The sequence below is a fragment of the Bacillus sp. LJBS17 genome, from assembly GCF_019334685.1.
Lineage (GTDB): Bacteria > Bacillota > Bacilli > Bacillales > Bacillaceae > Bacillus > Bacillus subtilis.
The window spans coordinates 56,901-83,007 of sequence record NZ_CP079760.1; the positions used below are offsets into that span (position 1 = coordinate 56,901).

Here is a 26,107-nt window from a genome sequence, read left to right on the forward strand (position 1 = left end):
CTATCACCTCTTTATAAAGTTGTTGGGGTATATTCCATATACCATTCTGCGTCATCTAAATTCGGTTCGAAGGCGAAAGATTTAGGAACTCCACCGTCCATATCGAAGAATTTACTACCGATATAAAAGTTTTCCATAAACAAGTCACCGTTTTTATAGACTGTTCTGTCTTCACTATTAATCTTAATTTCATCTCCTGCACGAGCAATTACTGCAGGTTTTGAGGATGATGAATTTCCGCCATCAATAATATTCCATACTTCAATATCACAAAGAGCAAGGTAGTCATTTTTATATGAAACAGCTGGATCTACTTTGTCTTCCTTAATATCGTATTTAGCTGTATAAAATGCGACCCCAGCTAGAGCATCACCAAAAGTATTTTTTGTATCTGTCCAAGTCTTTTTAATTGGCTTAGACCAAGCTGGATTACAATTCTCATCTAATTTCATAATCTCAGCTGTATATTTGTTTCCAATCTTAGTCATCTGAAGGTAACCATAGAAATCAGTAAAAGTACTTGTGCTATTATCAACATCCAATTTGATGGTTTTCCATTGTTGTTGTGTAACGGTTTTTCCTTTAACCTTCACTTTTTTCGTACCATTTTTGACTTTGATGGTTTTAGTGGTTTTCTTCTTTTTCTTAACGGATCCATTTGAAGCATAAATTTCATGATGAACCCCGTTTGAATCGTAACCAACTTGAACTTGAGCCATAGTTATTTCACCAGTAGACCCTAAATCTTTAAGCATAAGTTTTCCGATACGCTTTCCGTTAGAATCTAGTAAGTAAACTTCAATTTTTCCCATAGCTCGAGGATAGTAAGATACAATTTTCATTCTGGCTCGAACCCGGAAATCTTTATAGCTTGCAGGAAGCCATTGTTGTCTAACTGGTCCATGCCATTTACCCTCAACTTTGCTTCCGAAACTTGAAGGTTTTAATACGTTAGGAGAACTCGTCATTGTTCCACCTGGTACTCCATTTTCAATATAGAAGGTTAGATTAGAAGAAGTGATTTCAGTCCAAGTAGCAAGAGTATTACAAGGATCTTTTAGAACTCTTGGTTCTTTATCGATTGGAGAATCACCCGTATCTGGATCAACATCTTGACCAATATAAACGTAATTGTCACCTTCATCAGAAATCGCGATTTTAGTTACGTCCTTTTTAGGAATGCATGTGAAGATAGGGTATGTTACGGAGTTACCTTGTGGGGTGATTGTTTCAGGGCTTTCAGTTATATCTTGAGATATATACTGACCATAACCTCTTGGGTCAGAACAGGAGAAAGTGAGAGTTAATGTTCCATCAAAAGATGATTGGCTTAATCTTGATACCTGAGATATTTGACTGAAGTGGCCGTAATAGGTGTATTCAGCATCATCACTAAAGACCATTGGATATTCTCCATCACCAGTTATTGTAATTAGATTTGATAGACGTTGAATCTTATCAACCCTGTCAGCCTCAGAAGTAGCTTTGATCGTAACATCAATTTCAAATACTCTTTGACCATAGCTATTACCTTGAAAAATCTTACCCATCATACCAGGAACGTCTTGGACGTTCTCTGATATTTCAGGGCCAACATTTCTTTTGATGTCATTTACGATCAGGTCAAGATCGGTGCTGGAGTTAAAACCACAAAAATTAAATGTTACTTCGTTCAAGTAGTTACCACTCCTTTAGCTAAGTTTCTTAATTTTGTTTTTTGATCTGCATACTTTTTATTGGTGTTGTAAACTTCTTTACCATCTAAGTAAAGTGAGTTATCTTTGGCCAATAATTGAGTTAGCAGAGTGATTTGTTGCTGCATAAGGGTAATCTGAGCATCTTGTCGAGCAATAACCTCAGAGTAATCGTTGTTCACTGTTACTTGTGATCCGTTAGGAACACCTAAAATCTGTTGAGTTTTAGATAACAGCTGCAATGCCCTTGTCCGTTTCAAAGGATCAAGTGGAATAATTGATTCAGGTTTATTTCCCTCTGCAATATTCGCAACTTGTGCCTTTGTAACAATGCCTCCGTTTGCGTAGCCATGTCCTTGTCCTAATGCTGATAAAGTTGGACCGTATCTATGTTTTGCATAGTTTAAGGCAGCCAACAGGTTATCGAAGCCATTAAAGATATTGTCATGGCCTTTAAACTTGTAGGCATTGAATGTACTTGAGATAGTTTGCATCAAGCCTTTAGCCAAATCGCCCCGAATCGTGTTTATATCTGTATAACCATGCTGGACGGCTTTTGGATCTCCACCAGATTCAGTTTGAATTTGTCTCAAAACTTTATTAACCATTTCAGTACTTGTTGATAGACCATTCATTTCTAATGCTCTCTTAACTAAAGGTTTCCAACGCTGAACACCTTTTCCTGGTGGGTTATCAGCTGTAAGTAAACCTTTGATCCAATTTACGGCACCGTCTTTGACAGATGTAACTGCGCCTTTAACCATACCGAGAGTTGGATCTTTAAGAGCGTCCAATTTAGTGAACTTAGAGATTGCCATTTCTAATAACTTCGTTGGGTGAGTTGCATAAGACCAAATATCTTTTGCTGCATTCGTCACTTTAGAAGCTGCAGAAGAAGCAAACTCTTTCGTCTTATCCCATGCACTATCAAGCCAACCAATACCAGTTGAATACTTAGGTGCCATTTTAAGAAGAGCAGCTGTTTTATTTCCATCAAGAACCGATGTTCCTTTAGGAAGATTCAACATTGTTTCTTTCTTAGGAGATAAGAACATTTGGCCATTTGGAAGAGCTATTAACTCTTGTTTGTTTGGGCCTTTACCATCAGAAACAATAGCTGGTCCACCTGGGTGATTGTCAGTACCACGGGCATATTTTGGGACATCCCATTTAGGAATTCTTAATTTCTTAGGGGCATGAACTTTATCGAGGATCCAGTTCACACCACCAGTTACGCCATTGACCCCTTTAGCCAATCCTTCAATCAAGATCTTAGCAACGGCTTTGGCGCCCTTACCGATTGCTTTAGCACCATTCTTTAATCCATCACCCATCCGACGAGGTAAAGATTTGATGCCGTCAACCATCTTGGTCCAGATGTTTTGAGCACCTTTCTTTAATCCGTCAAAGATTTTTAAGGCGTTTTGTTTAATATTGGTGAAATACTTAACGACTGTTTTAAAGACATTTACAACTGGTTTGATGATTACGTTAGAAATTCCACTCCAAGCTTTTTTAGCGAAATTCCAGATCCAGCTGAAAACTTTTCCGATGAAGTCTTTGATGTTTCCAAATCGGGTTCTCACAGTGTTATACAAAAATTTCGCAGTAGTAACAAAGATTTTCTTGATCACTGACCAAGTTGTAGAGATTACTTTGCTTATTACTTTGAAAATTGTAGTCACAATAACTTTCATACCGTTAAATTCAAGTTTTAAGAATTTAACGATGTACTTAATTACTGTGGTAAACACGAGTTTGATTCCGCCCCAGACTTTGGAGATAACCGTTTTGATTCCACCAAAAACTGTACTCGCTGTTCTTTTCATGATATTAAAGTTGTCTTTCAAGAAATTAACGATCCACTTGATTGGAGTCTTGAAAACAGACTTTAATATATTCCATAGACCAACAAACAATGCTTTGAAGGATCCAATGAATAAGGCAGCGCCTTTAATCATTTTTCCGAACCACATTAATTGGATTGCATTCCAAATTAATTGGAAAGCTCCAAAGAACAATTGTTTGATACCTTCCCACATCTTCTTCCAGTTTCCAGTGAATAGACCACCAAAAACTTTCGCGATACCCATGATTATATTAAGTGTTCCATCAATAACACCTTTGATGTTATTCAGTACTGACTTAATAAGAGCCAAGGCTACCGTAAATACCAATTTGAATACGACTGAAATTGGGGGAAGTAAGACTTTGAAAAGAGCTACGAGGGATTTGAGGATTGGACCGACAATCTGGAAGATAGTAGTCATAACAGTTGTAACCGTTTTAACTATCCCTGAGAAGATATTGATAAAAGCTTTTGTTATCATCGGACCGTTCTGTTGCCAGAAAGCACGAATCTCAGTAGTTTTCGCTTTGATATAAGTTATAACAGACATGATTACTTGTCTAACTTGAGCAACCATACTTCTGATACTTGAAATGTCTTTGGCACTCAAGACACCTGATAAAATTGATGTGCCTTTTTTGGTGTTACCAGAGAATAAAGCGAAAATACCAGTTATAACAGTTTTAACTTTGCCGTAAGCGCTCGTAAGTGGGGCAGTCATGTTATAAAATGCCGATTTTATCTTATTTACAGAATCGACAATGACTTTAACCATTTCTGGAGGCATTAGAGAAGATAAGAGACTTTTGCCTTTAGATTGATCACCTTTAAATAAAGCAAAGATCCCGGAGACAGCTTGTTTCACTTTTGAAAAGGCTGTTCCAATAGAAGCTCCAATTCCATTTATGAAATTACGGAAAGTCTCTGATTTCTGATATGCAACTGCAAAGGCAATTCCGAGGGTTGAAATGGCTGCAATTGCGAGTCCGATTGGCCCTAAAGCAAAGTTCATGACTGAACCTAGAGTTGCCATAATTGCTTCAGATTCAGCAATTTTCCGTGTGGCGCTCGCGACAATGGCCCCGAATTCTCCGAAACCTTTAATCGCTCCACCAATACCGATCATAGTAAATCCGATTGCAGTTGCAATTAGTCCAAGGACAGCGACTAATGCTGCCCCAATAACTAAAAAGTGTTGAACAGGAGAAGGAAGTGCATTGAATACATCTACAACTTTTTGAATAACTGTAGCAACGACTTTTAATGCTGGAGTAAGATTTTGTCCAATCGTAATTCCCGCAGTTTCAACTGATCCCTTTAACTGTTCAATTGTTCCTTTTAAGTTATCGAGTTTAGTTTTTGCAACATCATCTGCTGAAATCTTTCCTATTGCAGCTGCCATATCATCCATGCCTTTAGCGCCTTCTTTATAAAGGATATTGGCAGCACGGATTGCATCGGTACCGAACATAGTATTTAGAGCTTGTTGTCTCTGTTCATTACTCAAGTCTTTTAATCTATCCTTGAGTAAAGCAGCGATTTCGGAAATGCTTTTAAGGTTACCATTTTCATCGTAGAAAGCACTTGAAGCCAAACCAGAATATGTTGCTAATTTGTCATACTCTTTAGCTACTTTTGCAGCTGAAGCTCCATGACCAGCTTGGATTTTCGCTAATTTTTGAACGGCTGCTGATACATCTTTAAATTCTGTTGAAGCCGGTTTAATTCCACGGTCGACTAACCATTGATATGCCACTTTCGTGTTAGCTGTAGCTAATCCAAGAGAATCCATCATATCTGATGCAGCTTTTGTGTGAGGGGAAAGGTTAAGGAGCATTGTTTTGAGGGAGGTACCGGCATCTGAACCCTTCAATCCATTTTGAGCGAATGCGGCTAATGCTGTTGAGGTATCTCTGAAACTTAAACCAACACCTGAAGCAACTGCAGAAACCATTGATAAACCGTATTTTAATTCACCAACGTCAGTTGCAGAAGCGTTTGCTGCACCAGCTAAAATATTGGCAGCGTCAGCTACAGATATATTATCATCCCTGAAGGCATTCAATGCTGTTGAAGCAATTTCTGCAGCATCTTTTAGTTCTAAACCACCAGCTGTAGCTAATGATAGGGCACCACTTAAACCCCCGTTGATAATATCTTTTACACTAACACCGGCCTTAACCAGTTCTTCTTCAGCTTGGGCAGCTTCTAATGCACTATACTTTGTTTTTGCACCTTGGATAACAGCAAGTTCTTCAAGAGCTTTCCCATACTTGTTTACTTCATCTGGGGCCATAACGGATTTTACAGCTGACATTTGGGATTCAAAATCCATGGCACTCTTAGTCGCAAACCCCAGTCCAAGAGTGAGGGCACCTGTCATTGGAACTACAGACTCTTTAATATTTGAACCAATATCGTGAATCTTTTCTCCAGTTTTTCTGGCTCGATCTGAAACTTCTCTCATTCTTGAAGAAACTTGTCCGAGGTTATCAGAAAGTTCTCCAACAGAAGGGGAGATACGGTCAAATCTGTTTCTTAATTGGTCTAAACGTTCTTGAGCCCGTTGTTGTTGTTCAGTATACCTTTGGAGTTCTTGCCTTGCTGCTTCAACCCTCGAATCATTCTCACCAAAAGTATTTGATAGATTATTGATTCTTTGTCTTTGGGCTTCAATTAGGTTATTGTAATGGTTAACTGTTTGGGATAAACCGTCAATTCTAGCACGTTGAGCCGAATAGACCCTACCACTAGCATTTAAAGAAGCAACATTCTCTTGAGTAGCCCGAGTAATGTTACTAATCTCTTGTCTTAAATCTGCTGTACCAGATTTGAGATCTTCGAGTCTACCTTCGGTAGTTCTTAGCTGTCTTTCCCAGGCAGCTTGTCGGGTAATTGCGGAGTTGATTTGTGAAGCTAATAGCTGAACTTGTTTTGAACCTTCACCATAAGTTTGAATGGCATTCTGGTGTTGTCTACGTAACTCATCAATTTTACGTTTGTTCGCATCCATTATTTGAGTAAGATCTTTAATCTTATTCTCTAATAGAGCGTATTCATCACCAGCATTTGAAAGAATCTCAAGGTTCGCTTTCATTGCTGTTTGAGCAACTCTAATTTCTCTCTTAATACCTTGAAGAGTATTAGAAAACTGGGTGCCATCCATTGATAATTGAATGACCATATTTCCTAGTGGGGTTCCAGTCGTCGCCATCGCTCCACCTCCATGACTTCATTAAATCGATTTGAAGAACTCTTCAATATCGTCAGTTTTTGTTTTCTTCTTTTTGTCTCCCATTAAGCGTAAGAAGCCATTTATGTCCATTTCTTCAATATCCTTATAAGACCAACCGGCCTCGATCAAATCTTTGTAAATCTGATCGAGGTTATCCAGGTAATCTTGGTATGACTTTATTCCGTCACTTTCGCTAGTTCCATCTGTGCCTTCTTTTTTTTAGCTTCTCCACCCAGTACATCTTGGAGGATTCCAGATAAAACTTCGGCGATTTTGTCAGAGGCAATACCATCATAGATAGTGTCGAAATTGACTTTTTCACTTCTAAATAGGCTTGCGACAAGAGCAACCAATTCGTCTAATTGTTCAAGCTCATTCATAACTTCTGTTTCTTGCTTGACTCCGAATTCGATTACCCGACGTAATGCTCGGGCTGAGACAAATCCTTCAGTGAATGTTTCAACTTTGTCTAGTTCAGGGTTATATAATTCAATTTTTAGCATCGTGAAAATTTCTCTCCTTTGTTTATTTGGTATGTAAATAAAAAACTAGATGCCAAAGGCATCTAGCTTATTTGTGATTAGGCAGTAGTAGTATCAGAAGTTTCAGTAGGGGTTGTTGTTGAAGTGTTAGTTGAAGTTTGACCTTCAGCTGTTGTTCCATTCCAGCCGGGGAAGAGCAATTGAGTAAATGCAGACACAGTGAAGCCTTGAGTGCTTGTACGGCCTTTAGCATAAACAATACCGTCAGAATGGCGAGCAACAAATTCACCAGTCAAAGCACCATCGGTTGTATCAGCTTCTTGTCCTTTGTCCTCACCTGTTTTAAGATCGAATCCATCAGGGTGACCGAATTTACCTTTTGCAAGGGCAATATAAATGTCATCATTGGCCAGGCCTTTTGTTTTCATAATTACGGCACAATAAGGGGCAACTGTATCAGCACCAAGAGTTGTAATTCCATTTTCATTTGTCTTAGCTCCAGAGATGTCTGCGATCATTTCTTCTGTTAAATCAGCTGTATTAAGTTCTAATTTAGGGTTAGAAACACCGACAGCAGAAACATAGAATGGAACGTTGGAAGCATAGACTGTATTAGTCGTTGGAGCCAAACCTGAAATTTTAGCTTCAACAGCACCACCGACTTGGGCGTTAATTTTATGAACTTTTACTACCTGTTCTTGATCATTAAGAATAGCAATTTGGACTTCTTCAAAACCTAATGTTGCCACTAATGATTTCCTCCCTTAAAAAAAATAAGCCTACTCATGTTTGAGAAGGCTCAAATCGTTTAATATTTCAGTTGTTCGATAACGTCTTGCTAACATAAACAAATCAATGGTTGGATCTCTGTCTAACATTCCTGTGTATTGCGACCAATTATTTTCACCCATTAAAGTGTCTAAACGAGTTTTAAATTGATCGATTTTTGCTAGATCTGCAGCCCAAACTGTAATTTGAACACTAATTTCAGAAGAAAATGCTTTATTGCTAACAAATCTACTTTGGAAATCACTTATTTGAGTGATGCAAATAATCGGAGCATTTTCGACTTTTTGAAAGTCTTCAGGAACGTTGATTGAAAATATCATATCTTTGTTCATGAGATTTCCAATTTCTTGATCATTCATCAGCAAGTCATATACTGTTTTTACTGATAAACTCACAATCCCAATCCTTTCTTGAGCTCGTCTGTCATAACTGACATGGCTTCTGAACGAGACTCTTCTTCAGTCCGTTGAATAAAACCTTGTGGAGCAATTCTTGATCCACCCATTGTTCCAAATTCAACGAACTTTGCTCTCCATTCAGTTTCTTTGCTATATCCAACTTTGATTTGGCCAAATGCATCAACACCGGAAATTACTACATCGTCTTTCAAGTGTTTGTGCTTATCTACCGGCCAAACTGGAGTATTGTCTTCTAATTTTTCTGCAACAACATGCGCAGCTGCTTTTAATGCTCGATTTCGAACTTTGGTTTCACGTCCAGCCATTTGTTTCAAAGCTAATTCAATTCCTGACGTATCAATATCTAGTCCCATTAAGACACCGCCTTTGCAACGATTAAGTCATACATAGAACTTTTTAGATCTGGCTGGATCTCAACGATTTTGTATTTTTGACCTTGAAAAGAGATCATCATATCGTCTGTAATAGGGACCCTTTGTTTTGACCGAATTAAGAAGGTGATAATATTTTGAAGTTCTGTCCCGTAAGTAGTTATGAATTCTTTCAGCTGTTGTGATTCAACACTGGCCCAACATGATGTAACTTCCTTGTAAACCATAGTTGGAGCCCCATAAGAATCTTTTCCTTGAGTTTGTTTTAAAAAGGTTATTCTTTTATTTAATTCACTAATATCGGGGCGTTTAGAAGGCATTAAGCATCAACCTCGTATGATTCATCATTCCAATTTCTATAAACGTCAAGAAGACCAGAAAATACATATGAGAGTTCACTTTTAGATGAAATTGATGCAGTCTGAATTTCTCTATGTTCATACCATTGGGAGATAAGGCTAAGTGCTGCGATAGTGAATTCAGCTGGAAGGGGATCGAATTCATCAAACTTTTTATTGAGGTAAGTTTGAATATAATTCTGTGCAGAAATAATCATCATCGAAATTAAAGCATCATCTGCGTCATGATCGACTTTGAGATAATTCTTTACAAAGGCGAGGTCTAACTCAGTGATTTTTACATTACTCAACATTGTTATCTACCTGTGATTCATCAGGTTTTTCTATAACTTTGGGTTCTTTTTTGCCTTTTTTCGTTTCTTTAACTTCCTCTGCATGGCCATTCTTTACAAGGCTCTTGGCCAAATCTTTATTCTCAATCTCAACAACTTCGTTATGGTTAAAGACTGTTTTATGAGAAGGGAGATAAGCAGATTGTAGGAATTTAACTTTTGGCATATGGATTACCTCCTTTGGTTATGTATAAAATCAGTATTTTATAAATGAAAAGAAGCTCCGAAGAGCTCCTAATCACTTATATTGTGAAGTTTTTCACATGATTAAGCAGAAGTAGTCGCAGTATCAACTTTTAACACAGAGATAGCTTGTGGGTTGTAGACTGCACCATCCATGTAACCATCGAGAACAAGTAATTGAGAACCACGGATAGCTTGTGTTGTATCACCTGTGACGTGTTGAAGAGCGAATCCTTTCTTAACCAATACTGCATAAGCATCTTGAACAGAACCAAAGATCGCAGGAGTTCCATCAGGAAGTTGATCAGTTACAATGACTTCGGCACCGAAAAGGGTATAGGTTAATTTACCGTTAACGACACCGTTTTGCATGTAGTAATGGCCCATAGAATCTTTCATCTTAGCGATTTGGTTGAAGAAACCACGTTGCATAATGAAAGAAGATGAAGCTAGGAATTCAGGATGAATAGAGTTATAGAGGTCCATTAAGTTATCAATAGTAACTGCGCTGGAGACAGGGATTTTTTGAACTTCAGCATCGTTAACGATACCAGAGAATTCTTCTCCACCTGCACCCACAAGAATTGATTTTTCAACTGCTTTACCGACCCGGCGACCGAGAAGGTTAAGAGAGTAATCAACAATGTTAACAGCCGCATCATTAATCAGCTGATTAGATAGGCTGATTGCTGCACCAACACGTTTTTGTGCAAGCTTAACTTCATCAAAAGAGATTTGAAGTTCGGATACATCTTCACCTTCACCAACAAATCCTGCAACAGAGTTAAGGGATTCCTTAGCAATTTTCAATGTTCCAGCGACAGATGGGAATTTAGTTGCTCGAGCAAATACCGGTGAAGTTTCTTCCATTTTAAGTACAATTGTTCCTTCAACATTCTCAGGGATTACGGCTCCACCTTGAGAAGTTGTTTGAAGAGCCCGAACTTCTTCACCATCTTGGCGACGGAGATACTGTTCAATACCGCGGAGTTCTTTTTCTTTATTATCCACTTTACGTTCCTCCATTGTTTTTTCATTTTTCTCGCCATCTTTCTGGCGACTTTCTAATTCGGAAATTTGGTTGTTTAAATCAGTAACATCAGCAGTCAATTCATCAAATTTTGATTTTTCGTCTGCTGATAATGAGCGAACTTCTTTTTCAGCATTTTTTAGTAGTTCATCTGCTTCATCTAACAGGGCATTTCGTTTTTCTTTAAGCGCTTTCAAATTCATATTTATAAGAAACCTCCTGATTAATTTGATAGTCCAGTTAATTTATTTCGCAATTCTGATAATTCTTCAGAGACTAATGAACGTTTTTTCTCTTTATCAGGATCTTCATCAGATTTATCTTCTTTAGGATCTTTTTCATCTGGTTTCGTTTCATCAACATTTTCAGACTTTTCTTTTGTTTCAGGTTCATCTTGTTCGGAGTCATTATCTTTAACTTCTGTTTGTTCGCCTGAATTTTCGGCAGCCTTTTCAGGATCTTGTTCGTTCACTTTTTCTCTTAATTCAGCCGTAGCTTGTTCAATGAACTCTTTTTGTTCTGAACGAATTTCATTGATTGATTCTTTAAGAGAAGTTAATAAACGTTCTTCTAATCCTTCAAAGAGCTCTTTGATTTCATCCATATTTCTTTGCTCTCCTTCTTCTAAGTTCGTTGGAATTTCAATGTCTTCAATTACATCAATTCCTCTGGCTGAGATTGTAGATTGTGAGTAGGCCGGGTCTCGTACAACGGAAACTTCAAGTAATTCAAGATCATTAATGGTCCGTTCGTAAATACCATCATCGCGAACATCCCATGAATCATCTAAGGTTCTAAATCCAAATGACATATTCCGAAGGATTTTATCGTCTATCAATTGGTAATAATCATGTCCCCATGTAGTAGGAGAGATTGTTGCTTCCATATATAAACCGGTGCTGTCTTCAAATAATCGAAGGGAACCGTTTCGTGTAGAAGCTAGAATATGTTTGCTGTTATGTTCAGCAAGGAAGTCAATATTGTCGGGGTTTCGTGACAGAGCTCGAGTAAATGCACCCGGTGCAATTTTCTCAACAAACTTCTTTCCAGAACCCAGTACTTCGCTTAACTCTCCTGTTTTATTGACGTAACCAGAAACAGTCATTGAATCATTATCGTTATTGGCTCGAAGCTCGACCTTACGGGATAAAAGCTCAAATTTCATAAGTTAGTTACACCTCCTTGAAAAAATAAAAGCCAATAAATCTATTGATCTACTGGCTCATCTTTTATCTTTGAATCATCTTTATCTTCAGAAGTTTGTTCATTTTCAATTGGAGGTTTATTTGGATCAAGATTAGATGGAGTAGGGGGGTGATTCTGATTTTGTGCGGAAGGTTGTGGATTGTTAGGATCAATCGTTTCTCCCATGTTTGGAATAGTCATTTTTCCGGTTTTAGGATTATAGAAAATTTGACCCAGACCCCACATAAAGAAATCATCTTTAATTTCAGGCATGTCAATTCTTGAACGACCTTCGTTAAGAGAGATTAATCCTCCTTTTACAGCAGAAACAGTGGCATCGATTTTTTCTTTTTCTGTTGTTCTGAGCAATTCAGAAACATCAAATCTAAAATAATAACCTTGTTCTTTCTCTGTTTCTAATAGGAGAGATTTATTTAGAGCAGATTCAATCGCAGAAATGATCGGGCCAACACAGTATTGAAGAAAATAGAGGTTATTTTGTTCATTTGAAGCATACTTATTGGCCGAGGAATTTAACATGGACTCTGGAATATTGAAGACTCTAGCAATTTCTGAGACCGTGTTTTTCTTAGAATTAGTTAAATCCATTTCACTTGGTTTCATTGAAATTGGATTGTAATCTAATCCTTCTTCCAAAATAATTGTTTTACCAGCTTTCTTTGGTCCACTATAGAGGTTTTCCCAAGAAGATCGCAGGTTATCAATTGCTTTTTGGCTTAATCTTGATGTAGCTTTTAAAACACCTATAGGAAGGGCCCCGTTTTTTAAGATTCCATTTGAGTATTCGATTTCATCAAGGGCAAGTCTAAGAAGCTTACTATTATTCTGGAGGATTCCTGATGAGGTAACTCCATCTTCACTGTCTCTTGTAAGAATAATCAATTCATCCGGAGTAAATTCATAAGTTCCAGTTTTGTTGTTATAAAAATAATTGATCGTAGCCCATTTTTTATATCCCTGACTATAAGTTGTCACTGAAATATATTTGATGGGCAAGGGATAGAAGTTAGTAACCTCATTCCGAATTTTTTCGATCTTGATGTAGCTAGCTCCATACAGTAAATAGTCCTTAACCATTCTCTTTTTCATGTTATAGCCGTTTATCAAATCATTTGGTTCATCATTTAAAAGAGAAACACGGTTATCAGGAATTTTAATTACTGCACCTTTGCGATCTTCTTTATATAAGTAGATTGGCAATGATGCTATTGATGATGTAATAAGCTCAAGAGCCGAAACAACAGTGGGGATTCTCATAGCTTCTTCTTCTGTTATTGGACCACCATCACCAAAGTAAGAAGTAATAGAATATCCACCACCGTAGGAATATTGCATGGAACGGTCTTCTTTCTGCTTATTTTTTCTCGAAAAAATCCCCATTTAGGTTGGTTATCCTCCTTTCTTAGAGAATAATTAGTTCCCTTTCTTCAAAGTTGGAGGTTAAATTTTCTTCAACTTCTTTATTCCATAGGGCCATAGCGTTTAATATTGAGATAACCATATCAACTTTTCCTGTGGATTTTTTCTTATTAACGTAAGTATTGAGGTTGGAATCCTTAACCTCACGAGCATTTGAAAAGTTGATTTCCAGCAGTCTGTTTTGTAGATACTTAAAGCTGCCTTTCAAAACACGTTCTTTTACAAGTTTAGTAGCAGGGTGCAAGACAGAAGAATGCTGCTTAATTTCGATCGTGTCATAGCCTTCTTCGTACCATCGGTTAGCTGAAGCAACGCAGTTCCACCGGTCATAACCGATGCCCTTAATGATTACCCCATATTTCTTTTCGAGATCTAAGACAAAGTTTTCAACGAACCTATGGCTGATAACTTTATCACCACAGAAATAGCAATAACCATTATCTCTCATGGTAAAGTAATCAACCTTCTCAACTTTGGACTTATTTTCCGCACTATCTTCCGGAATAAAAGCCCAGGACTGAGCAACGTATTCATCTTTATCATGATCATAAGTAACCATTGAAACAGCTGTATTATCAGTAGTTTGAGATAAGTCAACACCAACAAACACTTCTCGACCTGTCCAATCATATGTAGTAATCATATTCTTCTTTAGTTCATCTGAAGGGATATAAACCTCTGAGTCATCACCATCAACGAAAATATTCATATGCTTTGTTAAGAAGTTCTTTTTTGAACTTGGCATATCTAAAGCAGTTCTACGTTGCTTTTTTAAATATTCCAAGTTATCTTCGAGAACTTCAGCAAGTGGATTTGCTTCAATGAGGGATTTGTCAGATAGCCAATCTTTAGGATCATCAGGTTTATAAAGGAGGGCGAAAAGAGTGGGATCATCAATTAAATCATCCAGAACTTTTTGAGCGTATTCAACTTCTTCAGTCATAGGATTGTTTAATGATTCATAGGCTGTACTAATAAGAATTCCGGTACGGTTTACCATGTTCATTTGAGAAGATTGCATAGCATCAATAGGGTAACGGTTTCTTAATGCTCCAACTTCGTCTGCTACGAAAACATTTGCTTTTCTTCCATCCATCCGGTTCTCAGAGTTAGCTAATGGAATGAATTTAGATTTTGTGAGTAAACACCGTACTTCACTTCTTGTTATTTGGAACTGTTTTTGGATAGAAGGGTGAGAAGCTGTAATTGTTTGTTCAACTTCTTTTTTGACTATCGAAGAAAGCTCTTTATCCGGGGCAACGGAATAAAACTCGGAGTATTCTGGTTCAATTAAGAGCAAGAGGATAAAAATTAAAGCAACGAGGAATGATTTACCGGATTTACGACCAATTAGGAGTACTGACTTTTCATATCTTCTTTTAATTGGATTTTGTTTATACTTCCAACATAAAGCATTGACTAAGAAAAACCATTGGAATGGAGCCAAAGCATCATGAGTTGGCGTTCCAGCTTTCAATCCTGTGGCCATATTTATAAGCTTTGTTAAGCCATCAATTTTCTTAAGTTCATCTTCATCGATAAAAAATTCACAATCAGGATTGTGAACGTCAGAAATGAATTTGCAGCAAGCCTTTTTAACGTACTTGCCGGCAGTTAATTTACCTTCAACAACATCTCTAGCATACTGATAGGCGGGATGGGCTTTTAAATACGAAGAAACCATATTATCACTCACCCTCAGTATTATATTTATTGGCAAGGGTTGAAGGAATCGAACCAACATTTTCAGTTTTGGAGACTGACGTTTTACCATTAAACTAAACCCTCATGGCGTACTCGGTAGGATTCGAACCTACGACACTCGGTTTAACAGACCGATGCTCTAACCACCTGAGCTACGAGCACATAGAAAAAATCCCCACTGAAAATCGGAGTAAAAAACAGCAGGGATTATAATTAACTTTTTAATAATTTGAGTAACGGATCTTCTTCTTCGTTTTTTTGTTCAATTTTCAAACCCGCAAGTTGAGCCCTTGATGCTGGAGATAATCCAAGCTGGGTAGATAAAGCTCTAAACTGATTAAGATACTTCTGTTTTGTAGCAACTGCGGGATGTTCTTTTATTAAGTCATTCCCATACCTATCAATTGTGTTTAAAATAAGTCCTTCTTTATTAATAATTTCATCTGCTTGCCTCATTTTACTTAGACAATCAGCAGTTTGTTCGAGTAGAGGAATATCTAAATTGCAGAGGATATTACTTATCTCTAGTTCAGTGGTTAAGAATTTGTAATACTCTTGAGCTAATTCATCAAGATGTTCAGGAATTTCATTCACTAAATCATCATTTCCAAGTAGCTCTTGTTCTGCTTCGGCTCTTTCCTCCAATTGAGCTTTTGATTCTGAATGTCCTTGTTTGAGGGAAGCTGGCTTTCTAGGACGAGCCATCACATCACCTCTTAAAGTTTGAAGTCATAATTGTGATTTTCAAGATTAATGTTTGGTTTAAAATCAAGTTCACCGGAAGTACCTAATTGGAGGTTGCACGTTTTACAAAGGGTAATAAGATTGCTTTCTTCAAACATTAATTCGGGGTAATCAATTCGAGGCTTTATGTGGTGAACTTGCAATTCTGAAGAATTAACGATGCTATATTTGATTAGACATCGTTGGCAGCAACCTTTGTCTCTGTGGATGATGAGACTTCTTAATTTTTTCCAACGTGCAGTGGAAAGGGGTTTTAAGTATTCTTTATTTTTTTGATAATATTTGCGTTGGTATTGATTTCGATTTCTGTTTTGCTTGCAAGAGCAAGTTTCATTTGAACCAATAATCTTCCCGCAATTATTACATATTTTCTTCTTCATAATCATCTTCCCAATCGTTTGGAGAAAGATCGTCAAAGTTTAAATCATCAGGTTGAATACCACAATAAGAGCATTCATAAATGACTTTTTTCTTTTTCCGATATGTAATAATAGGAGAATTACATTTAGAACAGATTAATTTAGTTCGATTATCTTTCATTTATTCATATTGATCTCCTTTTTTGAAGCTCAATATCTCGAACAATACTGTTTATGTCTCTAATATAAATGTACACAAGTCGAAAATTCTAAACAGTTTTTATTGATTTTTTTAAATAATTTCTTAAATAGAGTGTACGAACCTATGTTTGCGTTTTATAATTTTAAATGTAAGTTACTCAACTACTAAATCGGAGGGGATAAGTTATGAAAACTGAAGCTTATTCTAAACTTGAAACGATTCTGGGGTTCTTAAATTACATTGAAAATGTTGAAGGAGTGGTTCATCCGGAGACTATTTATGAACAAATATTGGACCCGAAAGTTGAAATTGTTCAGGTGATTGATGGAAATCTCTTTAATTTAAGGTACTCTAAGTCTTATAAAGAATTGAAGTTTGTATTTGGAGATGTTCAAGAGCGAGAGATTGATTCTCATATAATTAACTGTTTGGATGTCATTTATAAGTCATTAAACGACATTGGGAGCCTTTTAGACCAACTTACCATAAATTCTAAAGCCAGTTAAAAGACCATATCAGACGATATGGTCCTTATTTATGCTTATTCTGACCTTTGTATTCATCTGAATTGAGGGATTTTTCAAAAAATGATTCTATTCGCATGAGCCTTTGGTGGTATAATATTAAATATATGTAAAGAAAAGGAGGTATTTGATTGTCTGTTTCGGATTTAATCCCATATCATTATGTAACCACAGACATTAATCATTGGTATGTTGTTATAAAGCAGGGTCGAGTTGAGAAAGCAAAAGAAATGAAAAGAAAAGTTGAAAAAGAATTCGATATGATGGAGAAAAATGAAAAAGTAGCAGTCTATCTTCAGCTATTAAAGCTGCGGCATGAAATAATGCTGTCGTATCTTGAACCTGACTCTGTTAAAAATATAGATGGTGTTTATTCTGATCTTAAAAAGACAAGGGAGAATATGGCCCCTGAATCTCTTACGAATACAATAGAGTTCTATTATAATTTTTTTACCGGTATGTATCACTTCAGAACAAGAGATTTAGTTATTGCCCTAACATATTACCGTGAAGCTGAAAAATATCTTGATTTATTAGATGCAAATGCAAATACAGATAAGGCCGAGTTCTATTTTAAAGTATCAGAGGTCTATTACTATATGAAAGAGACTCATTTCTCCATGAATTATGCTCAGCGAGCATACTCTATATTTAAAGAACAAAAAGATGCTCAGGGTAATCTTACATATGGAAAAGAAATGGTCCAGTGTCAGTTTGTTATCTTCGGGAACTGGCTAGATAAAATGTGTTATGAGGACGCTTTAGAAACAGCTGAAAAAGCTTTAAAAGATGCCCTAGAAATAGGGGAGCAACATTTAATTGGTTCAGCTCATTTTAACGTGGGATTATGTTATAATAACCTTGAAGAACTTGACAATGCTGAGAAACATTTTCAAATCGCCTATGAAATTCATAAGGATCGAAAGCACATTTATGAGTCAAAAGCGATTTTTAATCTGGCATATGTCAAAGCAAAGAAGAATGATTTAAAGGCTGCATTAGAATTATATCAGGAAGGTCAGAAGGTTGCTGCCCGGCACAACAACCAGGAAGTAACCGAGAAATTAAAACTGGTTAAAGGCCTTTATTTATCATTCGACTTACAAACACTTAGAGAAGTGTTCAAGTTCTTCGAAGAGAAAAACCTTTATGGTGATATGGAAGAATACGCTGTTGCTGTTGCTGATTTTTTGACCAACAAAGAAGACAGACATGATGCGGTCGATTTTTATCAAATGGCAATTGAAGCACGCAAACAAATTCAAAGGGGGAAACATTTAAATGAAAAAATGTAAAATTGCAATTTGTTTAGCGCTCTTGCTTGGCATTGTTGGAGTATCTAGCGCTTCATATGCTCTTTCTGAGCAGTCCACTTATAAGGTCGCAGATAGAGCAGCAACTTAATATGATAAAGGAAAACCCCATTTGGAAAGTCCAATGGGGTTTTTATTTTATCAATTTAATATTTATACCTGGGTTTTCATTTAAATCATGCACTGCATTAATAAATTCGTCAGTATTCATAGGTTGAAAATTAAATTTTCCTTTTCCATATTCTTCAGCTGAGTCTGAAACTGCAAGAATGGTGCTACCACCTAATTCTCCTTGTAATGAATCAAACCATTCTATTGATTCAATAATACCCTCAACATAGAACTTCATTACAAACAAGTATACCGTATTCATGATTACATTCATTCTGAGAGCTAATCCTTTAACCGGTATACTTTCTTCCATATCTTTAATTTCATCTTTAACAGTACCCCATTTTTTATAACTTAATAAATAACTTTGACTCATGGTTATATGGTTGCCGTGTTCATTGCTGATTAAATTAGAAATTGGAATCCCGAAATGTTGAGCCAGGTTCCTTAATTTATATAAAAATCTATATTCAAAATAATTATCATATATAACTGATAAAAAGTTATCAAATTCATCTTTGACTTTAGAATCAAAGGTTTTAGACAACGAAGAAGGAATATGATCAATGTACGTCCTAATCATCGATAAGTAATTCATAAATAGTCTATTCGCTTCAAATACAACATAATCTGGACTGCCTATTTCTGACGAGTCTTTATCTTTAATCGTATCTAAAAAATGTTCAAGTTCTTCTCCATTTCTTACAATTAAATTATATAAATTCTTATTATTTATATGCAGCCCAAGGTACTTTCTGTACTGAAAATATTTTTCTTGTTCTTCTTGAGTGAAGTCTCTTTTAATATCAACTTTGTGTTCCCCTTCTTTTATTGTCTTAATGGTACCAATCCTATAATACAAAAATTTTCCCCCTCAATAGGTTATTTTCTCTATATGTTTATTATATCCATCTAACTATTATTCTATAACAAAGAATGACAAAATTCTTGTTCCTTCTCCTAAATTTCAACACAATTTGGGCGTTTTGGGATGGTTGGTGTGAACGGACCTCCTCCAGTTATTCCTGTCGAGACCGATTTTTTTCCCGAAAGGGTAGGCGGCTACTTTTTCAAACCTCGATCCAACTCTCAGAGCAGGCGGCAATCATTTTCAACTCCACCCGAATTTTTCGTGTGTGAATTTTCCTCACTCTTGTTTGATTTCTCCCTACCAATTTACGTTTCACCATTCTCAGATATAAATATATTGCACAACTCAATAATCACGGAGACATTTGAAGCTGAGAGTTTACTCCTTTATCAAATAACTCCAAGGTTATCTCGCCGTTGCAAATACCATTAAGCAATTAATGGTGGTGAAGATTCTTCATCTTCGCTGGGATCGATGGATAGACTAATCAATCGTCATTGATCATCCTTATCATTGACTTGCAGTTGATTAGTAATGTTATCCGTTGTCATGTGCTTTAAGTGTTTGAGCCAATAAGAATTAACTTATAAATCAACACTGGAGAAGAACGTATAGTTGTTTAGATGTGGTCGTAAGAATTCTAAACTTAATCTTCATGGATGCTTACGAATAGCTATGGTCTTTATATATCAATTAATTATTAATGAATATATTAAATAATAAATTAAATAAACATATGAGAAATTACGTAAGTAATTTCGAATAGACAATGCTTTAGCATTGGCATATTAAATTAATTCGCTAATGTGGTTTACGTTTTAATAGAGCCAGATATAATCATACCAATTATCAGACATTTCTAAAGTGGTGTTGTTAGATAACCAATTCAGCAGCACCACTTTCACTCAACTACTACATACATTAATCGGAGGGAGATAGGATGTTTGAAGACTTTATTATTACTAATCACGTAATACAGCGATATGAACAAAGAGTAGGCGAATGCCGTAAGAATATTGAAAGTAGGATTAAGCGTGATGTAAGAAACTTAAATATAAAGCAGATAGTGAATAACGGTAATGTGAGGCATATCTTTACTAGAAATAGTAAGGAATTCATCTTTGTAAAAGAAAGAAATCACTGGATACTTACAACCGTTATTAAACGATCTCGTAATAATAACCATGAAGCTATTGAGAAAAGAAAAAGGATGGCAAAAAGAATGGCTGCATGTGTATAGAGCTAGATTCAAATATCTAGATATTATTTTTGCAATATTCTGTAATCAGTGTGTACGACTCAAAAAAGAAGTGATAATATTATTTCGTTACTCGAAATAACCAAAGGAAAATCGGAGGACTCAACTACTATGATGAAGAAATATGTTGAAATTTTTAAGGAGATTAAAAACGAATCAAGCCGAAAAGGAAAAGAAGAATTACTAAGAAAATACGAAAATGTGGAGGGTTTAAAGGAGATTTTCAAGTTTGTTTACGACCCACTTGTTAAAACGGGTTTAGCAAAAAAGAAGATCGAAAAAGAAGTTTGTTTGCCGACTTATACTCAACTTGAAACCATCTTTGATGCTATGGCTTACGTAATTCTTTACAATACCGGATCTGATCAAATAATCCAATCAATTCAGATCTTTTTAAAGCAACTTAAAACAGAAGAAGAACGGGAACTGGCCAAATCTATATTAACAAAAGATTTGCCGATTGGAATCTCTTCAACTACTTTGAATAAAGTATACGGTAAAGGGTTTATCAGTAAACACAAGGTTATGAAAGGTCAAAAATACAATCCTGAAAAACACCTTACAAAAGGAGAAGAGTTCATTGTCTCACTTAAAGTCGATGGCTTCAGATCAACAACGAAGAACTTGGAAGAAGGCAGCGAATTCATTACAACCACCGGTGCCAAATACGAAGGATTAATTGAACTCGAAGAGTTAATGAAAAAACTTCCGACAGGATTTGTTTATGAAGGAGAACTCGTAAACGTGAATAGAGATAACCTTTCCTCATCGGACTTATTCCGAGCAACTCAAAGTCGTTTGAAGAAACACGGAATTAAAAAAGACGTTAGATTTTTGTTGTTCGACATGATTCCAATTGATGATTATGAAAAAGGTGTTTTTGATGTTCCTTACAAAACTAGACGCTCTTTTTTAGAAGAAACGATCAAGAAGTCTCTGCCGGCAGATTCGTTAATTTCGGTTGTTCCTAAATTCTATGTTGGAAATGACAAAGATGTTATTGATGACTTGTTTCTTGAAGCAATTGGCCGTGGGGAAGAAGGATTAATGATTCATTTATCGGATGGAATATTTGAATTGAAAAAATCTCCTAGCATTCTAAAAGTAAAACCAGAAGAAGAAGCAGATTTACGTTGTTTAGATGTTGTGGAAGACATACGTGGTGGTAAATGTGGATCAATTATTGTTGATTACAAAGGACATCGAGTGGCCGTAGCTGGATTAAAAGAGAAATGGAAAGTTGATTTTTGGAAAGATCCATCCTTGGTGGTTGGGAAGATTGTTGAGATTAAATATTTTCAAGAAAGCAAAAATGAACATGGAGGTTTATCTTTACGGCAGCCTTCATTAAATAGAATTCGCGATGATAAAGATGAAGTGTCTTATTCTTAGATTTATGAGCCTGGCTTTAGGTCGGGCTTTTTTTATTTAAGAGAATCAAATCCTTCACCTTTAGGAGGTGAAGGACTCTCTTCATCTTTTCTCTCTTACGATTTCAGTCGTCCGACCTAAGATAATAGGTGGTTGGTCTGCAGAAAAAAACAGACTAAAAGAGAGAATGATTGAAAGGAATAAATGCAATACTCTGTCCTTTCGACAAGTCAGGAGGGGTAAACTCCTGACTACCATATGACTGGCTTTAAAGATACATTACCAGACGTTAAATTATATAGCAATTTATATGGATTTTATTTTACGTTTTTCTTTTCCGAGATATAAAAATAAAAGATTCCGAGAAAGAGATAAGGGATCAATAAATATTAGGAGAGTGCAAAACCCAATGAAAAAACTAATTGCTGTTTCAGCATTAGGAGTATCGATGCTAATTGCTTCTCCCACGTTTGCTCAAGAAGTGAAACCTGGGGACACAATGTCCAAAATTGCGAGGGAAAATAATATTTCTCTTCAAGAATTGGCCGAAGCTAACCCACAAATCAAAAATCTTTCTTTGATTTATCCGGGACAGGAAATAAACACAAAGGTTGGAGTCAAAGAACATCAATCGGTGGTTTATGAGGGATATAAGCATTTTACTTCAACAGCTTATTCAATGGGTACTGTTACAGCAACAGGAACGAAAGTTCAAGAAGGACGTACAATTGCAGTGGACCCGAATGTAATCCCCTTAGGATCAAAAGTAGAAATCAAATTTCCTAAAGGATATGAACATCTTAATGGTGTTTATACAGCTGAAGATACTGGATCTGCTATTAAAGGGAATAAAATCGATGTGTATTTAAATGCTAATGTCAAGTGTATAGAATTTGGTGTTAGAGATATTCAAGCTAAGATCTTAAAGTAAAGGGAATAATAATAAAGGCTGCCATTTTACTTTCTACCTCGCTATTAATTGTTGTTGAGGAAATCAAAATGGCAGCTTCTTTTTTAATCCTCAGCTAAGCTAGATACTTGGATCCTTCCGTTTTCAAAAATAAATATCGGCTGAACACTTTCATTCATCCCTTTTGTTTCAGAATATGATTCAGAAGGGAATGTTGCCCGATTATTTTTTATCATCCATTCACCCATCCTTTTAAAACCTTCCTTATCAAGGATTAACAAATGGTGATAGTACTTTCCGAGTTCAAATTCTTCAAACGGGCCCAATCCTTGTTCCATAAAATGATCCTCATACTTTTCTTTGAAAAACTTTATTGCTTCTTCAACATTTTTAAATTTAGGAAAGCTTTCGAATTCTTTTCTTGTTATTCTCTTAATCTCCATAATTCACCTCATAATTCCGAGTTTCTTCTATTATATATTATAAATTCATACTCATATATACATCATCAAGATCTTCCTGTGTAATACCTAAGTATTTCTTTGTAATTGCAATACTTGAATGATTCAAAGCTTCCATTATTAAAGCCAAAGAGTATCCTTTTTTATACGCCCAATATCCCCATGTCTTTCTCATGCTATGAGTTGATACCGGTTCTTTAATTCCAATGTAATCTGCAGCTGAAGATAATATATGGGCAGCTTGTTGACGGGAGATGGGTTTATTTCCTTTTCTGCTGAAAAACAAATAGGATTCCTGGTCAAGCTGATATTCTTTCATATATTCTCTAATTGCTTTTTGGAGGTTCTCAGTGATCGGAAATCTTTTATACTTTCCTGTCTTTTCTTCATGAAGATAAATGAATTCTTTCGGCTTCCTTCCATCCCAAATATCTCCAACCTTCAATTTAAGAATATCACTAATTCTGAGGGCAGAACTTATTCCAACCATGAACATTAAGTAATCTCTTTTGCTCTTTTCTCTCAAATACATTTTTAGTAATTCCAGTTGTTTTTTGTCTCTAATGGGACTAACCATATTCAAAATGATCACCTTCTAACCAATATGACATATTATAAGATAATTATATGTTATGTAAAATTCAAAAACAATGAAAAGTCGACATCTCTTATAAACATTGATATGAAGGGATTTAATACTTTACATAATGTTATTGTGTAAGATTCGCAGACTTATAAATTCTACCTTCCATTAATTTACATATGGAAAATTACGGATATAATCGTTATATAACTTCGAACATTAAATTAATTCAAAATAAATAGAACAAATTTATGGAGGAACAAATATATGAGTTTTACATCACAGAGAAACTTTAAAGGGAGATTAGATGGAACGACAGTTCATGAAATTAACAAAAAAATTGATTTTGAAAAAACAACATTAGAGGAACGGAAAAAAGTTGTGGAAGAGATCCTAAATGAGACTAATTTCTATTCCGAGTATTTTGATGGTTATTTTAAAACAGGGATTACAACCAAAGACTTTTTATCCCATCAAAACAATGTTTGCAAATCACTAGATCGTATGGCCACATATTTATTAACCAGTGATGAAATTAAGAAAGAAGAAGAACAAGAGAAAACGGAGTACATTTTTTATTCAGATGAACGGTACTTTCAAAAGAAAGTTGAGAAAGAACAATCTATAGAATCATTGACGAACTCAGATAGCAATGATTTTTCCGAGAATGTTATTCACTTCTTGAAAAAAGAAGAAAGAAACAAAATTCTGCTTAGACCTCAATCGATTACAGCTTCAGATCTCGAAAGAGATGATTGGTTGGGGGAAATTTTAAGAAGTTATAAGCCATTCTATGATTTCGTAACACAAAAACTGAAGAATAAAGAAGGGAACCGGTTCATTTTATCTCGCATTAAAGGTCAGCTGCAGCACGATATGATTTATTCTAAAGATACATTGTTAGGCGTGTTCGGTTATAACCTTAAATACTTCTCCCAGAGTACAGAATACGATATTGATGTGTTTGACTTCACAAATCCTCTTCACTTAAAAGGTGATGTAGTTGAAACGGAATCGGGAAAAACCATCTCAGCTAAAGGATTATTATTCTTAAAACCAGATTTTGATCCAAATGATGATTTTAGCTTCATCTTATTAGACTTAAAATCGACAATCGAAAAAGCTAAACTCACTGACTTCGAAAAAGAAGTCTTAAGACAAACCCAAAATGGATTAACTCAAGAAGAAATAGCTGCGAATTTTAACACATATCAAATGAAAATATCTCGAACAATCGATCGTATTGTTAAGAAGGTCGCTGCAGTTGGAGATAAATACGATTCAGAAGAAACAGAGGTCTAAGGATCTCTGTATTTTTCGTTTGAATCAGAAAATATTGAGAACAGGAGACTGAATCTATGTTTAAGTATGGACTTGAAGCAGAATGTCATAATGCTGTTATAAAAGGCAAAGATGGCAAAGGGCACATTGATTTTTATTTGGCCAAGTACGTTACATTTAAACTCATCGAAAGAGATCCATTTATTAAACCAATTGAAATCCTAAATTTTATTTGGAAGCATTACTATCCAGGAGAGATTACCCGATTTCTCAATAACGCAACAAAACACTATGGAGATAGGGGCGAAGTAGAAAGGAATTACATCAAGTATTTCTTTCAAAGAATAGGACGGCCGATTTTTCAAGAGATTGTCGTTAGAAACCTCGTCAACAGCTGCCTAATGTTTTGGTTTGAAATTCCCTCATCAAAAGAAGATCGTAATTCGAAAATTGATGGAACGGTTCTTCATTTAAAAGACTCCAACATTTCTATTCCACTTCAAATTAAAAATCACAGACATATGGATTCTAAAGATCAGAAAGAAAAGCAAGAACAAATTAAGTGTTACGGTAGACCAGCTGAATACCTAGAGGTCCATTTCTTTAATGATGATATGGTCAATGGAGAATTATATTGGATCGAAGGAGACCTAAAAGTTCTATTTACAAACAGAGGTCTTGATAAAACGTCGGTACAGTCCTTTGAAACAAAAATATTAAAAGAAATGGCCAAAAAAGCTGAAAATCAATTTACGTTTTCAAAGGCACAGATATAATAACAAAAATTACCGTGAGGTGATAATAAGTGAGCACACCAGGTTACGAAGCTTTAACCAGGAAGGTTAAGAGTTTTCGTGAGAATCTATCGACTCGAACTAAAAATGATAAGACCTGGCTCTTATATGAATCAGTAAATGAATTAAGTGAAGAAGACCTTAAAGACCTTGGTTTAACGATTGTTGATCTGGCTGAAATAGTCAGCAATGAAATAGATCAAAACCCCTTTACATTAAAGAAAGAACATTTAGTACATTGAGGAGAATGATC

Annotated in this window: 27 protein-coding genes and 2 tRNA genes; 8 read left to right on the forward strand and 21 right to left on the reverse strand. The window is 35.8% G+C overall.

All coding sequences use genetic code 11. The features are described from left to right. Nucleotides 1–11: 11 nt before the first annotated feature. The 18 genes from KXZ66_RS21965 to KXZ66_RS22050 form a co-directional block, all read right to left on the reverse strand. Nucleotides 12–1,676: a distal tail protein Dit gene (locus KXZ66_RS21965; protein WP_106074207.1), complete on the reverse strand. Its 1,665-nt coding sequence runs from the start codon at nt 1,674–1,676 to the stop codon at nt 12–14. Continuing rightward, complete coding sequence (locus tag KXZ66_RS21970; protein ID WP_106074206.1) at nt 1,673–6,757, reverse strand: phage tail tape measure protein; 5,085 nt, start codon at nt 6,755–6,757, stop codon at nt 1,673–1,675. Before KXZ66_RS21970 ends, KXZ66_RS21965 begins: the two co-directional genes overlap by 4 nt. A 197-nt stretch (nt 6,758–6,954) precedes the next feature. Further along, nucleotides 6,955–7,281 carry a phage tail assembly chaperone G gene (gene gpG / locus KXZ66_RS21975; protein WP_013603363.1) on the reverse strand — a complete coding sequence of 109 codons (327 nt, stop codon included), beginning with the start codon at nt 7,279–7,281 and terminating at the stop codon, nt 6,955–6,957. A gap of 77 nt (nt 7,282–7,358) precedes the next feature. Next, the gene (locus tag KXZ66_RS21980) at nt 7,359–8,009 is read right to left on the reverse strand and encodes a major tail protein (RefSeq protein ID WP_009968606.1); all 651 of its coding nucleotides are present in this window, start codon (nt 8,007–8,009) and stop codon (nt 7,359–7,361) included. Between the two features lie 30 nt (nt 8,010–8,039). Further along, the gene (locus KXZ66_RS21985) at nt 8,040–8,444 is read right to left on the reverse strand and encodes a hypothetical protein (protein WP_043940291.1); all 405 of its coding nucleotides are present in this window, start codon (nt 8,442–8,444) and stop codon (nt 8,040–8,042) included. After that, nucleotides 8,441–8,821: an HK97-gp10 family putative phage morphogenesis protein gene (locus KXZ66_RS21990; RefSeq protein WP_013603365.1), complete on the reverse strand. Its 381-nt coding sequence runs from the start codon at nt 8,819–8,821 to the stop codon at nt 8,441–8,443. Before KXZ66_RS21990 ends, KXZ66_RS21985 begins: the two co-directional genes overlap by 4 nt. Beyond that, the gene (locus tag KXZ66_RS21995; RefSeq protein WP_013603366.1) at nt 8,821–9,159 is read right to left on the reverse strand and encodes a phage head closure protein; all 339 of its coding nucleotides are present in this window, start codon (nt 9,157–9,159) and stop codon (nt 8,821–8,823) included. The genes KXZ66_RS21990 and KXZ66_RS21995 overlap by 1 nt, the downstream gene beginning before the upstream one ends. After that, nucleotides 9,159–9,491, reverse strand: a complete 333-nt coding sequence (locus KXZ66_RS22000; RefSeq protein WP_043940292.1) for a head-tail connector protein — start codon at nt 9,489–9,491, stop codon at nt 9,159–9,161. Before KXZ66_RS22000 ends, KXZ66_RS21995 begins: the two co-directional genes overlap by 1 nt. Beyond that, entirely contained in the window at nt 9,481–9,696 is a 216-nt protein-coding gene (locus KXZ66_RS22005; protein WP_013603368.1) for a hypothetical protein, read from the reverse strand. Before KXZ66_RS22005 ends, KXZ66_RS22000 begins: the two co-directional genes overlap by 11 nt. Before the next feature lie 101 nt (nt 9,697–9,797). After that, nucleotides 9,798–10,946, reverse strand: coding sequence for a phage major capsid protein (locus tag KXZ66_RS22010; RefSeq protein ID WP_052500192.1), 1,149 nt, complete (start codon nt 10,944–10,946; stop codon nt 9,798–9,800). Between the two features lie 20 nt (nt 10,947–10,966). Next, nucleotides 10,967–11,908 carry an HK97 family phage prohead protease gene (locus KXZ66_RS22015; protein WP_052500193.1) on the reverse strand — a complete coding sequence of 314 codons (942 nt, stop codon included), beginning with the start codon at nt 11,906–11,908 and terminating at the stop codon, nt 10,967–10,969. Between the two features lie 41 nt (nt 11,909–11,949). After that, on the reverse strand, nt 11,950–13,329 hold the full coding sequence (locus KXZ66_RS22020) for a phage portal protein (RefSeq protein WP_052500194.1): 1,380 nt from the start codon (nt 13,327–13,329) through the stop codon (nt 11,950–11,952). A gap of 22 nt (nt 13,330–13,351) precedes the next feature. Beyond that, nucleotides 13,352–15,052 carry a terminase large subunit gene (locus tag KXZ66_RS22025; RefSeq protein ID WP_043940336.1) on the reverse strand — a complete coding sequence of 567 codons (1,701 nt, stop codon included), beginning with the start codon at nt 15,050–15,052 and terminating at the stop codon, nt 13,352–13,354. Between the two features lie 30 nt (nt 15,053–15,082). Continuing rightward, nucleotides 15,083–15,156: transfer RNA gene (locus KXZ66_RS22030), tRNA-Trp, on the reverse strand. Between the two features lies 1 nt (nt 15,157). Next, nucleotides 15,158–15,234 (reverse strand) — tRNA-Asn (locus tag KXZ66_RS22035). A 51-nt stretch (nt 15,235–15,285) separates the two neighbouring features. After that, the gene (locus tag KXZ66_RS22040; protein WP_043940293.1) at nt 15,286–15,777 is read right to left on the reverse strand and encodes a phage terminase small subunit P27 family; all 492 of its coding nucleotides are present in this window, start codon (nt 15,775–15,777) and stop codon (nt 15,286–15,288) included. A gap of 11 nt (nt 15,778–15,788) precedes the next feature. Further along, nucleotides 15,789–16,196: an HNH endonuclease gene (locus KXZ66_RS22045; protein ID WP_052500195.1), complete on the reverse strand. Its 408-nt coding sequence runs from the start codon at nt 16,194–16,196 to the stop codon at nt 15,789–15,791. After that, the gene (locus KXZ66_RS22050; protein ID WP_009968676.1) at nt 16,177–16,356 is read right to left on the reverse strand and encodes a hypothetical protein; all 180 of its coding nucleotides are present in this window, start codon (nt 16,354–16,356) and stop codon (nt 16,177–16,179) included. Before KXZ66_RS22050 ends, KXZ66_RS22045 begins: the two co-directional genes overlap by 20 nt. Before the next feature lie 206 nt (nt 16,357–16,562). Here KXZ66_RS22050 and KXZ66_RS22055 point away from each other — a divergent pair, with 206 nt between their 5' ends. Both KXZ66_RS22055 and KXZ66_RS22060 read left to right on the forward strand, forming a co-directional pair. Then, nucleotides 16,563–16,883: a hypothetical protein gene (locus KXZ66_RS22055; protein ID WP_009968675.1), complete on the forward strand. Its 321-nt coding sequence runs from the start codon at nt 16,563–16,565 to the stop codon at nt 16,881–16,883. A 149-nt stretch (nt 16,884–17,032) separates the two neighbouring features. Then, entirely contained in the window at nt 17,033–18,196 is a 1,164-nt protein-coding gene (locus KXZ66_RS22060) for a response regulator aspartate phosphatase (RefSeq protein ID WP_043940295.1), read from the forward strand. Nucleotides 18,197–18,347: 151 nt separating this feature from the next. Here the strand turns inward: KXZ66_RS22060 and KXZ66_RS22065 are convergent, their stop codons facing one another. Further along, on the reverse strand, nt 18,348–19,187 hold the full coding sequence (locus tag KXZ66_RS22065) for a hypothetical protein (protein ID WP_009968507.1): 840 nt from the start codon (nt 19,185–19,187) through the stop codon (nt 18,348–18,350). 949 nt (nt 19,188–20,136) lie between these two features. Between KXZ66_RS22065 and KXZ66_RS22070 the strand changes: the two genes are divergently transcribed. From KXZ66_RS22070 to KXZ66_RS22080, 3 genes are all read left to right on the forward strand, one after another. Next, entirely contained in the window at nt 20,137–20,436 is a 300-nt protein-coding gene (locus tag KXZ66_RS22070) for a hypothetical protein (RefSeq protein WP_043940296.1), read from the forward strand. Nucleotides 20,437–20,565: 129 nt separating this feature from the next. Continuing rightward, nucleotides 20,566–21,846, forward strand: a complete 1,281-nt coding sequence (locus KXZ66_RS22075; RefSeq protein ID WP_043940297.1) for an ATP-dependent DNA ligase — start codon at nt 20,566–20,568, stop codon at nt 21,844–21,846. A 388-nt stretch (nt 21,847–22,234) separates the two neighbouring features. Then, nucleotides 22,235–22,756: a 3D domain-containing protein gene (locus tag KXZ66_RS22080; RefSeq protein WP_052500196.1), complete on the forward strand. Its 522-nt coding sequence runs from the start codon at nt 22,235–22,237 to the stop codon at nt 22,754–22,756. A gap of 83 nt (nt 22,757–22,839) precedes the next feature. On the opposite strand, the gene KXZ66_RS22085 is transcribed toward KXZ66_RS22080, so the two are convergent. Together KXZ66_RS22085 and KXZ66_RS22090 are read right to left on the reverse strand one after the other, a co-directional pair. Then, a complete protein-coding gene (locus tag KXZ66_RS22085) occupies nt 22,840–23,178 on the reverse strand; it encodes a hypothetical protein (RefSeq protein ID WP_043940298.1) in 339 nt (112 codons plus the stop codon). Between the two features lie 37 nt (nt 23,179–23,215). Then, entirely contained in the window at nt 23,216–23,779 is a 564-nt protein-coding gene (locus KXZ66_RS22090; protein ID WP_013603294.1) for a site-specific integrase, read from the reverse strand. Between the two features lie 267 nt (nt 23,780–24,046). On the opposite strand from KXZ66_RS22090, the gene KXZ66_RS22095 reads away from it, so the two are divergent. The 3 genes from KXZ66_RS22095 to KXZ66_RS22105 are packed head-to-tail and all read left to right on the forward strand — an operon-like array spanning nt 24,047 to nt 26,096. After that, nucleotides 24,047–25,081 (forward strand): helix-turn-helix domain-containing protein, encoded by a 1,035-nt coding sequence (locus tag KXZ66_RS22095; protein ID WP_043940300.1) that lies wholly within the window; start codon nt 24,047–24,049, stop codon nt 25,079–25,081. Between the two features lie 56 nt (nt 25,082–25,137). Then, nucleotides 25,138–25,836 (forward strand): hypothetical protein, encoded by a 699-nt coding sequence (locus KXZ66_RS22100; RefSeq protein WP_043940301.1) that lies wholly within the window; start codon nt 25,138–25,140, stop codon nt 25,834–25,836. Between the two features lie 29 nt (nt 25,837–25,865). Beyond that, complete coding sequence (locus KXZ66_RS22105) at nt 25,866–26,096, forward strand: hypothetical protein (RefSeq protein ID WP_043940302.1); 231 nt, start codon at nt 25,866–25,868, stop codon at nt 26,094–26,096. The last annotated feature ends 11 nt before the right edge of the window (nt 26,097–26,107 follow it).

What these genes read in the sequence shown, in the direction of transcription:
- KXZ66_RS21970 (WP_106074206.1), bottom strand. Translation starts at nt 6,757, where the DNA reads ATGGCGACGACTGGAACCCCACTAGGAAATATGGTCATTCAATTATCA.
- gpG (WP_013603363.1), bottom strand. Translation starts at nt 7,281, where the DNA reads ATGCTAAAAATTGAATTATATAACCCTGAACTAGACAAAGTTGAAACA.
- KXZ66_RS21990 (WP_013603365.1), bottom strand. Translation starts at nt 8,821, where the DNA reads ATGGGACTAGATATTGATACGTCAGGAATTGAATTAGCTTTGAAACAA.
- KXZ66_RS21995 (WP_013603366.1), bottom strand. Translation starts at nt 9,159, where the DNA reads ATGCCTTCTAAACGCCCCGATATTAGTGAATTAAATAAAAGAATAACC.
- KXZ66_RS22000 (WP_043940292.1), bottom strand. Translation starts at nt 9,491, where the DNA reads ATGTTGAGTAATGTAAAAATCACTGAGTTAGACCTCGCCTTTGTAAAG.
- KXZ66_RS22005 (WP_013603368.1), bottom strand. Translation starts at nt 9,696, where the DNA reads ATGCCAAAAGTTAAATTCCTACAATCTGCTTATCTCCCTTCTCATAAA.
- KXZ66_RS22010 (WP_052500192.1), bottom strand. Translation starts at nt 10,946, where the DNA reads ATGAATTTGAAAGCGCTTAAAGAAAAACGAAATGCCCTGTTAGATGAA.
- KXZ66_RS22015 (WP_052500193.1), bottom strand. Translation starts at nt 11,908, where the DNA reads ATGAAATTTGAGCTTTTATCCCGTAAGGTCGAGCTTCGAGCCAATAAC.
- KXZ66_RS22020 (WP_052500194.1), bottom strand. Translation starts at nt 13,329, where the DNA reads ATGGGGATTTTTTCGAGAAAAAATAAGCAGAAAGAAGACCGTTCCATG.
- KXZ66_RS22025 (WP_043940336.1), bottom strand. Translation starts at nt 15,052, where the DNA reads ATGGTTTCTTCGTATTTAAAAGCCCATCCCGCCTATCAGTATGCTAGA.
- KXZ66_RS22040 (WP_043940293.1), bottom strand. Translation starts at nt 15,777, where the DNA reads ATGGCTCGTCCTAGAAAGCCAGCTTCCCTCAAACAAGGACATTCAGAA.
- KXZ66_RS22045 (WP_052500195.1), bottom strand. Translation starts at nt 16,196, where the DNA reads ATGAAGAAGAAAATATGTAATAATTGCGGGAAGATTATTGGTTCAAAT.
- KXZ66_RS22050 (WP_009968676.1), bottom strand. Translation starts at nt 16,356, where the DNA reads ATGAAAGATAATCGAACTAAATTAATCTGTTCTAAATGTAATTCTCCT.
- KXZ66_RS22055 (WP_009968675.1), top strand. Translation starts at nt 16,563, where the DNA reads ATGAAAACTGAAGCTTATTCTAAACTTGAAACGATTCTGGGGTTCTTA.
- KXZ66_RS22070 (WP_043940296.1), top strand. Translation starts at nt 20,137, where the DNA reads ATGTTTGAAGACTTTATTATTACTAATCACGTAATACAGCGATATGAA.
- KXZ66_RS22075 (WP_043940297.1), top strand. Translation starts at nt 20,566, where the DNA reads ATGATGAAGAAATATGTTGAAATTTTTAAGGAGATTAAAAACGAATCA.
- KXZ66_RS22080 (WP_052500196.1), top strand. Translation starts at nt 22,235, where the DNA reads ATGAAAAAACTAATTGCTGTTTCAGCATTAGGAGTATCGATGCTAATT.
- KXZ66_RS22085 (WP_043940298.1), bottom strand. Translation starts at nt 23,178, where the DNA reads ATGGAGATTAAGAGAATAACAAGAAAAGAATTCGAAAGCTTTCCTAAA.
- KXZ66_RS22095 (WP_043940300.1), top strand. Translation starts at nt 24,047, where the DNA reads ATGAGTTTTACATCACAGAGAAACTTTAAAGGGAGATTAGATGGAACG.
- KXZ66_RS22100 (WP_043940301.1), top strand. Translation starts at nt 25,138, where the DNA reads ATGTTTAAGTATGGACTTGAAGCAGAATGTCATAATGCTGTTATAAAA.